This is a genomic window from Acinetobacter shaoyimingii (assembly GCF_011578045.1).
Lineage (GTDB): Bacteria > Pseudomonadota > Gammaproteobacteria > Pseudomonadales > Moraxellaceae > Acinetobacter > Acinetobacter shaoyimingii.
Genome location: NZ_CP049801.1, coordinates 3,011,982 through 3,028,553 on the forward strand (window position 1 = coordinate 3,011,982; position 16,572 = coordinate 3,028,553).

At 37.5% G+C, this 16,572-nt stretch carries 14 protein-coding genes; 6 read left to right on the plus strand and 8 right to left on the minus strand.

The features are described 5' to 3' along the window. Nucleotides 1–74 precede the first annotated feature (74 nt). Nucleotides 75–821, minus strand: coding sequence for a putative type VI secretion system effector (locus G8E00_RS13585; RefSeq protein ID WP_166225425.1), 747 nt, complete (start codon nt 819–821; stop codon nt 75–77). Between the two features lie 418 nt (nt 822–1,239). Between G8E00_RS13585 and G8E00_RS13590 the strand changes: the two genes are divergently transcribed. Continuing rightward, nucleotides 1,240–2,220: a formylglycine-generating enzyme family protein gene (locus G8E00_RS13590; RefSeq protein ID WP_166225428.1), complete on the plus strand. Its 981-nt coding sequence runs from the start codon at nt 1,240–1,242 to the stop codon at nt 2,218–2,220. A gap of 155 nt (nt 2,221–2,375) precedes the next feature. Next, the gene (locus G8E00_RS13595) at nt 2,376–3,359 is read left to right on the plus strand and encodes a formylglycine-generating enzyme family protein (RefSeq protein WP_166225431.1); all 984 of its coding nucleotides are present in this window, start codon (nt 2,376–2,378) and stop codon (nt 3,357–3,359) included. Nucleotides 3,360–3,381: 22 nt separating this feature from the next. Here G8E00_RS13595 and G8E00_RS13600 read toward each other — a convergent pair whose 3' ends face one another. The 5 genes from G8E00_RS13600 to orn all read right to left on the minus strand — a co-directional run bounded on the left by G8E00_RS13600 (nt 3,382) and on the right by orn (nt 12,186). After that, on the minus strand, nt 3,382–6,474 hold the full coding sequence (locus tag G8E00_RS13600; RefSeq protein ID WP_166225434.1) for a hypothetical protein: 3,093 nt from the start codon (nt 6,472–6,474) through the stop codon (nt 3,382–3,384). A 2-nt stretch (nt 6,475–6,476) separates the two neighbouring features. Then, the gene (locus G8E00_RS13605; protein ID WP_166225437.1) at nt 6,477–9,308 is read right to left on the minus strand and encodes a type VI secretion system Vgr family protein; all 2,832 of its coding nucleotides are present in this window, start codon (nt 9,306–9,308) and stop codon (nt 6,477–6,479) included. 159 nt (nt 9,309–9,467) lie between these two features. Next, nucleotides 9,468–10,271 (minus strand): enoyl-ACP reductase FabI, encoded by an 804-nt coding sequence (locus G8E00_RS13610; protein WP_166012161.1) that lies wholly within the window; start codon nt 10,269–10,271, stop codon nt 9,468–9,470. 246 nt (nt 10,272–10,517) lie between these two features. Then, nucleotides 10,518–11,252, minus strand: coding sequence for a Bax inhibitor-1/YccA family protein (locus tag G8E00_RS13615; RefSeq protein ID WP_166225440.1), 735 nt, complete (start codon nt 11,250–11,252; stop codon nt 10,518–10,520). Nucleotides 11,253–11,628: 376 nt separating this feature from the next. Then, nucleotides 11,629–12,186, minus strand: a complete 558-nt coding sequence (orn, locus tag G8E00_RS13620) for an oligoribonuclease (protein ID WP_166012163.1) — start codon at nt 12,184–12,186, stop codon at nt 11,629–11,631. Nucleotides 12,187–12,309: 123 nt separating this feature from the next. On the opposite strand from orn, the gene rsgA reads away from it, so the two are divergent. The 4 genes from rsgA to secB all read left to right on the plus strand — a co-directional run bounded on the left by rsgA (nt 12,310) and on the right by secB (nt 14,643). Beyond that, a complete protein-coding gene (gene rsgA / locus G8E00_RS13625; protein WP_166225443.1) occupies nt 12,310–13,371 on the plus strand; it encodes a small ribosomal subunit biogenesis GTPase RsgA in 1,062 nt (353 codons plus the stop codon). Nucleotides 13,372–13,462: 91 nt separating this feature from the next. Further along, nucleotides 13,463–13,876 carry a rhodanese-like domain-containing protein gene (locus G8E00_RS13630; protein ID WP_166012165.1) on the plus strand — a complete coding sequence of 138 codons (414 nt, stop codon included), beginning with the start codon at nt 13,463–13,465 and terminating at the stop codon, nt 13,874–13,876. A 12-nt stretch (nt 13,877–13,888) separates the two neighbouring features. Then, nucleotides 13,889–14,149 (plus strand): glutaredoxin 3, encoded by a 261-nt coding sequence (gene grxC, locus G8E00_RS13635; protein ID WP_166012166.1) that lies wholly within the window; start codon nt 13,889–13,891, stop codon nt 14,147–14,149. Nucleotides 14,150–14,184: 35 nt separating this feature from the next. After that, complete coding sequence (gene secB / locus G8E00_RS13640; protein ID WP_166012167.1) at nt 14,185–14,643, plus strand: protein-export chaperone SecB; 459 nt, start codon at nt 14,185–14,187, stop codon at nt 14,641–14,643. Nucleotides 14,644–14,733: 90 nt separating this feature from the next. On the opposite strand, the gene G8E00_RS13645 is transcribed toward secB, so the two are convergent. Next, nucleotides 14,734–15,123, minus strand: coding sequence for a cytochrome b562 (locus tag G8E00_RS13645; RefSeq protein ID WP_166225446.1), 390 nt, complete (start codon nt 15,121–15,123; stop codon nt 14,734–14,736). Nucleotides 15,124–15,280: 157 nt separating this feature from the next. Next, nucleotides 15,281–16,537: a bifunctional phosphopantothenoylcysteine decarboxylase/phosphopantothenate--cysteine ligase CoaBC gene (gene coaBC, locus G8E00_RS13650; protein WP_166225451.1), complete on the minus strand. Its 1,257-nt coding sequence runs from the start codon at nt 16,535–16,537 to the stop codon at nt 15,281–15,283. Nucleotides 16,538–16,572: the final 35 nt, after the last annotated feature.

The window sequence follows — 16,572 nt, forward strand, 5'->3', positions numbered from 1 at the left end:
TAAAAAGCCCTGAGGGGCTTTTTTTAAAATTAACGATTTAAAAAATCTTAGAGTGTACTAACTTTGAATTTTTTTCAATTTTTCTTATCAAAATAGTCTTTTGGGTAAGGATCATCTTGAATTATATTTCTGTATTCAAAGACGCTTTCAAGTAATAAAGAGTGTTTTTCACTTAAGAGTCGACTTGGTAATAAAAAAACCTCTTCAGGATTTTTAAATCCCAATACTTCAAAGACTTGCTCAGACTTTTCTGACAAATGTAATAAAGAACGAATTACGCCCTTCATGATAAAAATAATCACAAAATAAAATAAAAATAATACTCCAAACCAAATAATAAAAATCTCTTTATCAAAATCAATCATAAAAATAAATAATAAAATCATACCTATAGCTGTACCTAAAAAGATCAACCGAGCACCTTTCATTGCTGAAGCTGTATAAGTTTTTTTAGATGCTCCCATACCCACTGGCATATGTAATAAGCCTGATTTAGGACTTAATATTGCATAGAGTTCATATAGATTTCCTTCTACTGGTCGAGCTGCACACACCACTTGTTCATTTTCTTCTAATAATGCACGGTGAAATTGACCGACACAGATTTTATCGTCTATTTTTGCCACAATACATTGCACATGTAAACGGCTTTGAGAAGCAACAAAAAGGGTCTGTGCAGAAAGAGATAAGCTCTCTGTAGCACCAGCTAAGAGTGCAGACGACATAATTTGGCTGTCACGACCAGACCCCATAGTACCCATCATTTCATTATGAATTTCTAAAGCCTCTAGTCTACCTTCTATTTTAATAAAATCTGACATTTAAACATTCCATATTGATTTTACAAACACTTCATACTCTTCACTTTCATTTTTAAATTGTTTTTCGTAACTATTGGACTAATGATGAATATATGCTCCGTACTGCATTTGGTTTTACCTTCTCAAGAATGTTTCTTGAGCCTTCTTCAAAAGATATTAATTCATCTGGTTTTTATAAAACTTCTGTCAGATGTGTAGCTAATAGCAATAACGCTATATTCTAATTATATTTTTACTGAGGTGCTTTATAGCTATATAAAACACTTCCCTCCTTATCCTAAATAACTTAACCATCATCAATATTATGAAAATTTTGGCACACCTATTAAAACGTTATTTAACAAATTCAAACTTTATAAATATCAAAAATTTATTTACGATGAAATCAATAAATTACAACTTTGATTAAAGCAAAATAATGAAACAAAATTTAATCGCAATTCTATTGTCTAGTTTGGCGCTGACAGCTTGTGCCAAAACATCTACAGAATCTGTGAATCAACAAAATTCGACCTCTTCATCAAAGGGCAAACAAGATCCAGAGCTTCAAAAGAAAATAGATCAGCTATTAGAAAAAACTAAAAAAGAACTCATTTTTGTCAAAGGTGGCTCATTTATGATGGGAGATTTTGGCCCTCAGCATAGTAAAGATGGGTTACGTTATGACGGTGACGGTGATGCTACCCCACTCCATAAAGTGACCTTGTCTGATTATAAATTGAGTGCAACTAAAGCCACTTATGCAGATTTTGATGTTTATACGGCAGCTACAGGTCAAAAACCTATTGGCGTATTTGACGAATTTTCAAAAATAGATCGAATTCCTGAAGTTGCTGCTGGCGTAAATTGGCAACAGGCACGTGATTATTGCCAATGGTTAGGTAAACAACTCAATTTAAAAATGGACCTACCAACAGAAGCTCAATGGGAATATGCTGCTCGTAATAGAGGTCAAATGGTCATGTATCCGACCAATAACGGAAAGTTAGAAAATGGAAAAAACATCTGGAGCTTTGACCAGAGAAACTTAACTAAGAAAAAATATAAAACCATAAGAATTGTCCCTGAATTAAAACAATTCCCCCCTACCCAAATGGGCTTTTATGACATGATTACTGATAATTATGAGTGGATGTTAGATTGGTATGATCCTGAATATTATAGTAAATCTCCGGAACACAATCCTCAAGGTCCTAAAACAGGAACCAAAAAAGTGGTCAGAAGTACGTATCCAGATGATGGTCAAAATATAAAAATGTCAGGTGGGCTAACCATTAGTCGTCATGCTATCCATCCTGTAGCCGATCCAGATTTAGTTGGAGAGTTAAAAGATTTAATAGACACAAAATCTGTTGATGTAAACAAAAATAATTCTGTACGTTGTGCTGTAAATTTTTAACTCTAATAAAGTGTATAAAAAATTTCTAAGAAAAACCTTCTTAAAAAATATTGCTATATTTATTCTCACGCAATTTAACAAATTCAAACTTTATAAATATCAAAAATTTATTTACGATAAAATCAATAAATTACAACTTTGATTAAAGTAAAATGATGAAACAAAATTTAATCGCTATTTTTTTGTCTAGCTTAGCACTAAGCGCTTGTGCCAAAACATCTACAGAATCTGTGAATCAACAAAATTCGACCTCTTCATCAAAGGCTAAACAAGATCCAGAGCTTCAAAAGAAAATAGATCAGCTATTAGAAAAAACTAAAAAAGAACTCATTTTTGTCAAAGGCGGCTCATTTATGATGGGGGATTTTGGCCCTCAGCATAGTAAAGATGGGTTACGTTATGACGGTGACGGTGATGCTACGCCACTCCATAAAGTAACTTTATCTGATTATAAATTGAGTGCGACGAAAGCGACCTATGCAGATTTTGATGTTTATACAGCAGCTACAGGTCAAAAACCTATTGGCGTATTTGACGAATTTTCAAAAATAGATCGAATTCCTGAAGTTGCTGCTGGCGTAAATTGGCAACAGGCACGTGATTATTGCCAATGGTTAGGTAAACAACTCAATTTAAAAATGGACCTACCAACAGAAGCACAGTGGGAGTATGCAGCCCGTAATCGCGGTCAAATGGTCATGTATCCAACCAATAACGGGAAGTTAGAAAATGGAAAAAACATTTGGAGTTTTGATCAAAGGAATCAAACAATTTCAAAATATAAAGCTACTTTAGATGTTATGCCCCTGTTAAAACAATACCCACCGACTCCAATGGGATTTTATGACATGATTACAGACAATTATGAATGGATGTTAGATTGGTATGATCCTGAATATTACAGCAAATCTCCAGAACACAATCCTCAAGGTCCTAAAACAGGCACTAAAAAAGTGGTCAGAAGCACTTATCCAGATGATGGTCAAAATATAAAAATGTCTGGCGGACTAACCATTAGTCGCCACGCTTTATACCCTATAGCAGATCCTGAAGATCTCGAATATTATAAAAACTCTAAATATAAAAATTCTATAGATCTGAATAAAAACAACTCTGTCCGTTGTGCTGCTAACTTATAAGCCGATGCAAAAAGAGTATAACTTAAACGTTATACTCTTGATCATCCAGGGATTTTGAATCCACCAAAACGTATGGATTTTCAAATGGTGCTAACATTTCAAAATTACTAGCCATGAGTACTTTTTGATCTTTATCATTTTCATAATTTTGTATTTCTTCAAAGATTTTAAACCTATAATCATCTTGATTACGTACTAACATATAGTTGCGATGATTTTGGATTTTTTTTACCCCTTTTCTATATTCTATATACTTTTTCAGCCAGTCATTTAAATCTCCACCATATTCTATACCTTGATTGATACAATAAATAATAGTCTTAGCCCTTTCATCATTAATTTTTTGATTTTCTAGTTTGTCATAATTTAGGAAACGAATCAGATCCCCTTCTACCTTACCAAGTTCAAATTCAGACAGCTTAAAACCTCTAGGGTGAATATGTTGAATCGTGTTTTTCCATTCTGCTTCAGTAATACAAGTCGCCAAAATATTGATGATTGCTGTTTTACGCTCTGGGAAAAACCTAACATCCACATCAGTTAATGATACACTTACCTGTATATCTAAAATTGGCGCAGTTCGATCTGTCCAATGGGAAACTGCATACAACAATATGCCTTTCGTTTCAGGTGTCGCATAGAACAATTCACGGCGTCCTGTATTTGAGTTAACTCTACGAGCAGTTTGTAAACGCCCTTGATCAACATCCAACCTATTAATCCATCTTAAAAACTCGGTAGATACTTTTCTTACATCTTTTGTTAGAGTATGATTATCTCCTATACAGTATGCCAATGCCTGTGAAAGCATCAAAAAACTGACTGAATTAACAAATGCTAAAGTCTTAAAACCTGCGTAACCAAGCTGTGATTTTAAGAAGCCTGCAAAATTTATTAATTGATCGGTTCCAACATCAAAAGCAGCAGTTCCTTTAGCCCCTACCCCCCAACACAAATGTGCAGCAACTAAAACTCTAAAAGTATTACTAGCAGCAGAATAACCGATTTGGAATTGACCTTCGGCACCAACACCAGCACTTACACCACCTGTAGCAGAAGCACTAGCTATGGTCACAAATTTTGCCTCTCTATCTTCAGAAAATCCAGGGTCAAACCATTCAATCCCACCTTTAAGTGTTCCACTAACCTGAATTCCAGCAAAAGCTTTAATTTCAGCATATGCGGTATTACGATTTTCTTTAGTTTCTTCCATTAACTCTAATTTACCTTCTCCAGCTTTAAATGAAGGCCTATTTTCTTTATTCATCATTTCGGATATGGATCGCTGGGGCTCTCGAGCTACTGCTGTAATTACTTGTTTTGCCCCTTGATGAGTAATATCAACGGATAAATTGCCAGCTACACCTAAATTTGCTCCAGAAAATCCAGCTATTTCACAGCCTATTAAAAAGCGTATTTCACCTAAAGAATAATTTTGATACTCAATATTCCATCCAGATTCACTTGGAAAGAATTTTCTCCATTCTTTTTTTCCCTCAAATAAAGTCCACTTTGCTGATGCATCAGCAGATACATTTAATTTAACACCAGCTGAAGACGCACTTAATTCTGCTTCCCCTTTTCCACCAGCAACTAAACGCATCCATTGAGCTTCTTGACTAACATCAATTCCATGACTATTCGTGTACTGTTCAGCAATTTCTCCACCTAGGCCTCCTATTAAGTTATAAACAGCCTTTTCATCACTGCCTATTTCACTTTTAGCACTTATAATTTTTGATGATATAGCATCAAAACTTTTTCTAATCTTACTAACATCGGTAACGCCATTACGACCAGAGGCATCTGTAATTTCTACTCTCATTTCATGATTCAAACGTGAATTCTTAAGTTTTTCATAAGCCGAAGGTTTTAAATATCTTCTTAATAAATTGGTTTTAGTTTTACCTTTAGTTGTTTCGGCTTCTGCAATCCAAACTTCTTCCAGATCATTCCTTGATTGAAACTCTCCATTAATTTTACTTAACGCTTCCTGCTGGCTAATATTTAACCTTTTCTCCATTTCACGAATTTCATCTAAGTTTCTTGCCTGAATTGCTCTTCTTAAATTAGCATTAGTTTGGTGAACATTTTCCACTGCTTTTGCTAAAAGATTAGTTTTTTTATAAAAATCTTCATATACTGAAGGTGGCAAAATAATTACTTCATTTGTATGCGGATTGATTACAACAGGTGGCTTTCTAACAGGTCCTAATCCTATTTTATGCATAGTGTCAGGACTTGTAATCCCTTGTGTAGTAGGAAAAATGATTTGATAAATGACCTGTTCATCTACACAAGTAAAGGGCTTGTATAAATTTGAATCATTTTTCTTATCACCTAGAAAATATCGAACTTTTACTCGCCTATATGTTTCAATTAGTTTTGTAAAACCTTTTTCATTACTAGGTGCAGGTTTTAAATTTACAATTGGTTTAGTGTCTCCTTGACCAAATATTTGATAATTAATGTTTGGCATTCCTTTTCCATTTGGTAGAACAAATTGAAACATGCAATAATTTTTAAATTTTAGTCTTTTAGGTTTTTTAGTAATAACTGTATTTTTCTTTTTATACTCACTATACGAGACAGGTTCTAAGCTTTTTTCAAATACATTAGGCGTATTCGGTTGCCCCAATACCTTAGGAAATCCATTTGAATTAGGATAACTTCCTAAGTTTCCAAAAATTTTTGTTCCTTTATTATCAAACTGACCTATTCTTTTATTATTTTGTTGAGCTGTTTTTCTTATATCAATAATACGTTGTTGCAATTGTTTCTGTGTTGATAAATATTGATTTTCCGTTGGAAATTTCAAGTTATCATCTAAACTTTTTTCATTTATTTCTATTATATTAGTACCTTCAGCTAAAATAGGCTTAATTAAAGTTTTTTTACTAAAAATTGTACTATATCCTTGCACAAAAATACTCAAAGTACCATTACTGACTATTTTTATTGGCTTAGTTCTACCATCTTTGTCAGTTACACCACTATAAGTTTCTTTACTACCTTTTTTCGGTTGAAAAATTAAAGTATAAGAAACATTAGCTAAACTTTCAGCTCTCTGATTATAAAATGAGACTGTATATTCTAATATTGTATATTTATTCATTGTTAAGCTTCATTATTTTGAACAATTATATATTTAGATGCATTTTCATCAGAAATATGGACAAAAATTTTCTCAGGCCCTACAGTTTCAAAACGCTTTGTTAATCCTGATGCATTTGTCTTACCCTTTTCCTGACTACCATCATCTCTAATAATTATGTAATCAATATTTTCTGCTGGTTGGCCATTTTCATCAACTATTTCATATGTTAAATAGCAGGGTGACGTATTCAAATTAATCTGAGGCACCGCTACTCTGGCTCCTCTAGTAAACAAATGCTGCCCCGCCTTCGCCTCAAACTTACCAGCAGTTGTTGAGAAAACACCAGAACCATTAATTTTCACCTGCGAACCACCCGCAGTTAAATTAATTTCTTTCGGGCTAGTGATATAAATCGTATCTTCAGTCGAAATAATTTGAATGCCTTTACGTGCAATCACATCCAGCGCATCACCCTGAGCCTGAACTTCAATTTTTCCTTTAGCAGCAAAAAGACGTGCGCCTTCCTGTGCCGCAAAAAGACTAATCTTTTCACTTGCATGCGCAAGTAACGATTTCTGCGTCGAGATGTTAATGCTATCACCTGCACTTTGGCTGATTTGACCATCTGCCGAAATATGCACGTCTTCATTACTCGACAACGCAATCGAATTCGGTGCAGCCAAAAGCATCACAGCTGACTTAAAGGCATCTGCCTTTTCCTGATCTTCTTTGGCAAGGGTATCAATAAAACCTTGTAAATTTTCTAGAACTTGCAGAGGATCCGTCTGCTGATTCTTCGCTACTTCACTTAAGGCTTTAGCGTTGTTTAAGCTACTTTCAATCTGTGATTTCGCTTCATTGGCATCAAGATGATTACCACTGGCTTGGTCTTGTTTATGTGTACTGAGGAGTAATCCATCACCAGCGCGCACTGCACCCCACTGATCTGTTCTGAGTTCAAAACCTTCGCCTCGCCCTTCACTTTCTGCTGTATCTTTAGGGTGGCTCAAGTTACCTAAGTTGAGTTGTGTTGACCCATGACTACTTTGCAGTTGAGTGGAGATTTGCCCAGTGGTGTCATCAAAACGCAGTTGACCAAAGCCTTCGCCTCCGACTTCTTTAGAACGAATCCCTGCTAACTTTTTGGTATCTGGCAGTTGACCTTTAATGTCAAACTTGGTTGGACTGCGTTGTGCTTCGTGAATACGTCCCACCACGAATGGTCGGTCAATGTTGCCATCAAAGAAGTCAATCACCACAATTTCATTGATACGTGGGAGGAAGCGTGCCCCATAGCCTTCGCCAGCCCATGGGGTTAGAACATCCACCCAAGCAGAGTCAGTATCATCATTGTTAGTGCCTGCACCACCATCAAACTGGTGGTCTTCGTTACGGGTAAACAAGAAACGAACTTTAATACGTCCCCATTCATCAACATGAATTTCTTCACCTGCTGGGCCTACGACTTTGGCACGTTGTGGATGTGCCGCAGGACGATGCGCCAGTGGGTTGTATTCTGGAACCGTGGTGATGTTACGACGTTGTAGGACTAAGCTGTTGGCTTGGCGTTCGTCATTTTGCTTGCTGTTGCTTTGATTGGTGCTGATCAGGTTTGTGCTGGCTGCACCATTAAAACGATTCTGCGTCCATTGGCTTTGTGCCAGTAATGCATTGATTTGATCATTCAGATCTTTGGGTAAGTTGTTCTGGTTATAGAAAGTCTTACCGATAATCAGGAATTCTTTGTCTGCACCACTGTGCTGATCGATTTCTGGATGTTCGTTAAATTCAAACCAATAACCGACCTGACTATCACGTACGGTAGAGGTCGCAATAAACTGTTTGCTTTGTGCATCGTAATAATTGCTGAGGTTTTGATTCAGTTTTTCAATTTGGCTGTTGCTAGATGCTGTGGCTTGGTCTTCACCGTTTAAGTCTTGCATCCACGCTGGGCTAAAGTGCCATGCTTGTTCTAAACCTAAACTGGCATTGTCCTGATTTTGACTGTGTTGGTGTTTGCTTTGGACTGAACCTGCGCCTTCTTCTTGTTCGAGGACATCGGCTTGCCAGCGTTGTACATGAACAGCAGTGGGTTGTAGGGAGCGTTGTCCAATAAAACTGGTGATACTGTCTTGTTGTTCTGTGGCACTACTACGATGAAAACGAATATTACGACGGTCTAATGCGGTGTATTGGCTGTTGTCATCGATCAAACGTAGTTTTTGGGCTTCAATTGAAGCTGATGAATTCGGCACAGTCAGTTGAGCTTCATCAATCAACCAGTTAATGCCTTCGCTACGCATTAAGCGAGTAAGGAAGTCGTAATCCGTTTCATTGCTTTGCATAATGAATGGACGGACATCGTACTGGTTTTTAAGTCCGCTAATGTCGAGGCTTAAGCTAGAAGCGAATAACGGGCTTTTGTTTTGCCATTCTTGAAAAATAGTATCGACCACATCCACCACGGATTTATTCATAAACACACGACTATTGCGTCGTTTATGCCACAGTGAAGTTGGGTCTTCTAAAGTGAGTTTATATAGGGTGAGTGAGCCATCACTTTGCCCTTGAGCAGCTTCAGTAATAATGCCCGTAGTACGGAATAACTTGCCATTGTCCGTGACTTGATCGACGGCTACTTGACTGCCAATGAATTCTTTTAAAGAAATGGTTGCATTGGTCGACAGACAGATGAGTTCTGCCTTTAACCCTTCATTTAAGGCATGTTGTCCATCTATTCGTTGTAAGAAGACTTGGCTATTTAAGTTGGAATTGGAAAATTGAACATGGATGGCACGTTTTTGTGCAGTCAATCCCAATTGTTCTAAGGCCGAAAAGATATTGGCAAGCATTTTTATTATCTATGTGAAGGTTTTATTTAATGCTGCTATTTAATCAAAAAAATCATTTACAAAATAGAACTTATGTATCAGAAGTTGTTATAAAATGTAAAAAAGGTCATCAATTTGACGACCTTTTTCATTAATTAAAAACTTAATTAAAGCAGTGACTTATTCATCACTCATTAAATCAAGGCTCATACCAACTGTGTTAAAACCAGCATCCACATACAGAATTTCACCGGTAATCCCATTTGCCCATGGTGAACATAAGAACAATGCAGCATTACCCACATCTTCAATGGTCACATTACGCTTTAACGGCGCAACTTTTTCATTTACATCTAACATTTTACGAAAGGCTTTAATGCCAGACGCTGCCAATGTACGAATTGGACCAGCCGAAATTGCATTGACACGAATGCCTTCTGCGCCCAAGCTTGACGCTAGATAACGAACACTTGCTTCAAGCGATGCTTTCGCCATACCCATGACGTTATAGTTTGGCATCACACGTTCAGAACCTTGATACGTCAGCGTCAATAAACAACCTTGACGTGCTTGCAGTAACGGCTTCGCAGCACGTGCCATAGCAACAAAACTATAAGCACTAATATCATGTGCAATTTTAAAACCTTCACGGTCGGTCACTTCAGTGAAATCACCATCTAAGGTATGCGCAGGAGCAAAACCGATTGAGTGAACAACGCCGTCAATTCCATCCCAATGTTTAGCAATTTCAGCAAATGCATTGTCAATTTCATCATCATTGGCAACATCACATGGGAAAACAAGCTTAGAACCAAACTGTTCAGCAAAATCATCTACACGTTTTTTTAATTTTTCATTTGGATAAGTAAAAGCAAGCTCAGCCCCTTCACGGTGTAATGCTTGAGCGATACCAAATGCAATTGATAATTTACTTGCGATACCCGCGATTAAAAAACGTTTACCTGCTAATAGTCCTTGTGCCATGTGACTCTCACTCAAAATAATTTACTGCATAATGCCAATTCTAGAGCATTTGCGAAATTGCATAATGCGCCTTTTTTTAAATCTTTGTTAAAAACTCAACAGATTAAACCATCCTTTAAGCTGATCGTATTCAACTTGAAGCCTTTCAGCAGATTGTTATTCATATGTAAAAAGCCAGCACATTGAGCGCTGGCTTTATAAGATCATTTAAAGATCAGATTATTTACTTCATTTTAATATTTAGATTTAGTCGTCACTTGACAATAAACCGATCAAACGTAGGAATGAATAGTACATCCATACCAAAGTTGCCAGTAGAGCAATACCACATAACCATTCCATTGCTTTAGGCGCTTGATTTGCTGCTGCAGTTTCAATCAAGTCAAAATCTAAAATCAAATTCAGTGATGCAATAACGGCAACAAATGCAGCAAAACCAATACCAAGTAAGTTATTTTCAAATAAGTATGGAATGCTTGAACCAAAAGCCAAACTCATTACAAATTGCACAACAAAAACTAAGGCAATGGCAATGGAAGCAGACATGACAATCGATTTGAATTTCTCAGTGGCACGAATCACTTTAAATTTATATAAACCAAACATCACAAAAGTCGTTACGAAAGTCGCAAATAATGCTTGGACTGGCACACCTGGATATCTCAATTGGAAAATCACAGAAATACCACCTAAAAATGCACCTTCAAAAAATGCATAAGGAATGGCAAGTGTACGTGCTGTATTCGGCTTAAATGTCGCAACCAATGCGAGAATTAAACCGCCAATTGCACCCACAATTGCTCCTGCATAGGCAATTGAAAAATTTTGAGTTAAAAAGCTATAGAAAAATAGTCCTACACCAATCACAGCAGCAATTACAGTCAATAGAATTGATTTTTGAATTGCACCTTGTACGGTCATCGGTTGGCTATAATCGGCCTGTGTTTCCACACGGGTTAAAATAGGGTTATTACTTTGCATATCTCTACTCATTTATAATATTAATCAAATGTCCAAATAGAGCTGGACGAATCTGTATTGTTTATCTTTTATCATGACTTCGCAAAAATGGAAAATAATTGCTGATCTCATTTAATTGATTTTGAATCAATGACATCGCTTCACGACGAGTTTTATTTCTTTGAATCATCGCTATTACAGCACTTGAGCTAAATCAGTAGCAATAGATTATATTTAAGTCAATCTTATCACTAAATTTTCACAAAATGTAAAAAAGGAGCTCCATAGCCCCTTCTCTAACCATCACTTCATCTGAATTTTAAAAGATCATTTATTTACATCATACAAATCATTCAAAAAGAAACATTCAAATGTGAACAAACTTCAGTCTTTAAAATTAGTCTTGATTCATGATGAAGAAATATTGTCGGTAATATTTCAATTCAGCGATTGAATCACGAATATCATCCATCGCCAAATGAGAGGCATTTTTCTTCAAACCACTCATAATTTCTGGGCGCCAGCGTTTTGCCAACTCTTTTACAGAAGAAACATCTAAATTACGATAGTGGAAAAATTGCTCTAGCTCAGGCATCAAACGGTGCATGAAACGGCGGTCTTGGCAGATCGAATTCCCACACATCGGTGATGATTTCGGATTCACCCATTTTTTCAAAAATTCTAAAGTTTGCTGTTCTGCATCTTGAGCGGTCAATTTACTACGACGAACACGTTCGATTAACCCCGACTGACCATGCTGACGTGTGTTCCATTCATCCATTGCATTTAAAATAATGTCTGACTGGTGTACTGCCAGTACTGGACCTTCTGCAAGAATGTTGAGCTGATCATCCGTCACAATGGTGGCAATCTCAATGATTTTATCATTGTCTGTGTCTAGACCTGTCATTTCGAGGTCGATCCAAATCAAGCGTGTATCTGGGGTGCTGCTCATAAAGTGCAATCTTATTGGACTATTAAAATATCAATAGTAGCAAATTAATTAGATCTTGGCTGTAATTCCCATCCTCATCATGCTATTTTTGCCATCTTATTGTTATGGTTTTTTAGGTTATGAATGGCTCTAATTCGTAAACGTCGTTTAACTGAGCAGCAACAGCGCCGCATTCAGAAACAACATCAAACACGTCAAGAAGATATAGATACGTCAAACGATTTAGAAGGTTTAGTCGTACAACATTATGGACGTCAACTCGAAGTCCAAGCGCTTTCAACACCCAAAGATCATCCCCTTAAGCCTGTGGTTCAGGATGGTGAACCTGAGCCATTCTGGAAACCGATTGAACTTGACAGTATTTGGCGCTGTCATACTCGAACCAATTTAGAACTTTTGGTAACGGGCGACCGAGTGAAATGGCAAGCAGATCCCAATACGGGACTGGGTATCATCACGGCGATTCATCCGCGTCGTTCTTTATTGACCCGTCCAGATCGTTATCACAAAGTCAAACCTGTCGCTGCCAACATCAGCCTCATTGTTATTGTTATTGCGCCACTGCCAGAACCTGCGCCGACGCTCATCGACCGTTATTTGGTGGCATGTAAAGATGCCAATATTCCAGCATTACTGGTCTTGAACAAATGCGATTTGCTTGAGGGCGAAGATGATCCTCGCTTAAAACTGGTCGAAGAATATCGTGCATTAGGCTATGAGTTTATGCTGACTCAGTCCAATGGCGATCTGAGTGATTTAAAGCAAAGACTCGATGGTGAAACAGTGGCATTTGTTGGTCAATCAGGGGTAGGTAAAAGCACGTTAATCAATGCGATTATTCCGGATGCTGCACAAAAAACCAACGTCATTTCAGACAATTCTGCCTTGGGTCAACACACCACAACATCCACTCGTTTGATTCGCTTTGGTGAAAATGGTGCACTCATTGACTCCCCAGGAATTCGTGAATTTGGACTTTGGCATCTCGACCTTGATAAGATCGATAACGGTTTCCCTGAAATCGCAGATTTTATCGGTCATTGCCAATATCGTAATTGTACCCATACTCATGAGAAACAATGTGCGATTAAGCAAGCTGTTGAAGAACATAAAATTTTATCTCGACGACTGGAGAGTTATTTGCGTTTAATTGAGGAAATCACTGAAGCGCAACAAAAAAATTAATTTTCTTATCGACAAGACTTGAAGCGGTGATTTTGATCACCATATATATACGCTATACTCTACGCAGTTTAAATTTGTCATTAGGTGATTTGTGGAACGTTGGTTGGAATTCATGGGGAATCACCCCTTCTTATTTGCAATTTTAGGTGCCTTATTGGTGCTGTTCTTTATTTTTGAAGGACACCGTAATGGCCGTAAAATTTCTCCACAATCTTTGGGTATTTTAGTGAAAGCTAAAAATGCGATGTTGATTGATCTTCGAGATGGGAAAGATTTCCGTGAAGGTCACATTAGTGGCAGCCGCAATATTCCATATAGCCAGATCTCAAGTCATATTGAAGAGTTAAAAGCATCTGATCGCCCTTTGGTCTTTATTTGTAATTTAGGTCAAGTTGCAGGTACTGCCCTTCAACAAGTCGGTCATGCAGATAGCTATCGTTTAGATGGCGGTATAAGTAACTGGAAAGCTCAAGGCTTACCATTGGTTAAAGGCACTAAAGCTTAAGGAACCTGAATTATGTCAGAACAAGTTACTGTTTATTCAACATCAGTATGTCCTTACTGCGTTCGCGCAAAACAGCTTCTAGAACGTAAAGGCATTGCATATAAAGAGATTAATTTATCTCAAGAATCACCTGAAGTTCGTATTGAGCTTATGCAAAAGACCAATCATCGTACTGTGCCACAAATTTTTATTAAAGATCAGTTCATTGGTGGTTTTGACCAACTTTATGCTTTAGAGCGTGAAGGCAAACTAGACGAATTGCTTGCATCATAATTGTTTCATCATACGGTTTAATTAAGGAATACATAATGAGTGAAGAACAACAAGCTCAACCACAACTCGCTTTAGAACGTATTTACACTAAAGATTTATCTTTTGAAGTACCTGGGGCATCAGTTTTTACTAAAGAATGGCAACCTGAACTGAACATTAACTTGTCATCAGCTGCTGAAAAAATTGACCCGACGCACTTCGAAGTGTCTTTAAAAGTGGTTGTCCAAGCAACAAATGCAGATGAAACTGCGTTTATTGTTGATGTAACTCAAGCGGGTATCTTCTTGATCGATCAAATCGAAGAAGAGCGTTTACCATACATTTTAGGCGCTTATTGCCCAAATATTTTGTTCCCATTCCTTCGTGAAGCGGTGAATGACTTAGTGACTAAAGGTAGCTTCCCTCAATTGCTTCTTACACCTATCAATTTTGATGCGGAATTTGAAGCAAATATGCAACGCGCACAAGCCGCTGCAGTGGAAGGTCAAGCTTAATTCGCTTGTACACATACATAAAAAAGACCGCTTTTGCGGTCTTTTTTATTGTTCGAAGAGCTTCTAAAATCTTGCATAAGTTCAATACATTTATTTGAATTTCTGGTGCCCTTGATTTTTAATGGCATCAATTTTTCCCAAATTTTTCTTTGCATCTAGCAGACGATTGGCATCGACCAGTTTTTTCGCTTCGTCAATATCGACCAATAACATATCGAGCATCAATCGATAAACTTTAATTTGTTCATCATCAGCTCGTAATTGTGCAAGTTGCGATGGTAAATGCTTCTTAGAGTTTAAAGTAGCGTTATACATTGCTGTTAATGCTTTAGAAGCATCTTGATTATTTTGCGCTTCATTAAATGCTTTATAGGCTACATTTAACTCTTGCATCGGTTGCTTCAAACCTGCCGCTATCACTGTTTGATTCAGTCCAACGCCGAATAACAAAATCATGATTAGATACAGACGTTTTATCATGGACTTTCCTTAAATTATTTTCATTGTTGTTTAATTTGTAATACAAGTTTTATAACATAAAAATGCAACCTTGATGGTTGCATTTTCAACGAGTTCACATGAATTTTACTATGAATATAACCCAGCAAAAATAGGAGTTAAATCCAAACTTATATCATTACAGCTCATGATTTAAAGCATCATGAATTGCTTCAACCAATTGCTGTGCAATTTCTTGCTTTGATGCCTTTTCCAAATCACGTTTTTCAAGATCATATTTTTCTGCAAAAAATACGGTCATGGCATTTTCATCAGAAGCAAAACCAATGTCTGCACGAGACACATCGTTACATGCAATCATATCGAGCTTTTTGGAAACTAGTTTACCTGTTGCATAGGCTTCAATATTTTGCGTTTCAGCCGCAAAACCTACCATAAATGGTCGTTGATCTTGCTGAGCAATGGTCGCCACAATATCAGGATTTTTTACCAAAGATACGGCCAGCTCATCGCCTGCTTTTTTAATTTTATGTTCTGCTACTTGTGCAACTCGGTAGTCGGCAACTGCAGCTGTCGCAATAAATACGTCACAGCCCTGCTCAAGTTGTTGCATACTTTGGTCAAGCATTTGCATCGCTGAAGCAACATTAATACGATGCACGCCATTGGGGGTATCTAAACTCACAGGACCTGCGATTAAATTGACTTTTGCACCTGCTGCATAGCATGCCGCGGCAATGGCAAAGCCCATTTTACCCGTACTATGATTAGAGATATAACGTACTGGATCAATCGCTTCACGGGTTGGACCTGCAGTGATCGTGACACGTTTACCTGCCAATAAACCAAATTTTTCTGCGATGGCACGTTGTGCTTTATGAAAGTACTGTCGTACTTGTTCAGCAATATCTTCCGGTTCAGGCATGCGACCTAAACCCACATCTCCACATGCTTGTGAGCCAGCATCTGGCATAATCACATGTACACCATCTTCAACTAAGGTATTTAAATTGCGCTGAGTCGGTTTTGCAGCCCACATCTGTTGATTCATAGCAGGTGCAACCCAAACAGGCGCATTGGTCGCCAAATAAAGCGTACTCAGTAAGTCATCAGCTAAACCCGCAGCAAACTTTGCCAAAGTATCGCAACTTGCTGGTGCAACCAAAACCAGATCTGCCCAACGTGCAAGTTCAATATGCCCCATGCCCGCTTCGGCTGCGGGATCGAGTAATTCAGTATGGACAGAATTTCCAGACAGGGCTTGAAAGGTTAATGGCGTGATAAATGCTTGCGCACCCTCAGTCATCACAACACGTACATTAAAACCGTAGTCTTTTAATCGACGAACGAGAATGGCACTTTTATAGGCAGCAATACCACCAGTAACCGCAAGGATAATATTTTTATTTGAAAATACACTGAGATCGAAGCTCACTATCTGGCCACCTTTCTGTTGCAGTGGCGCTCACA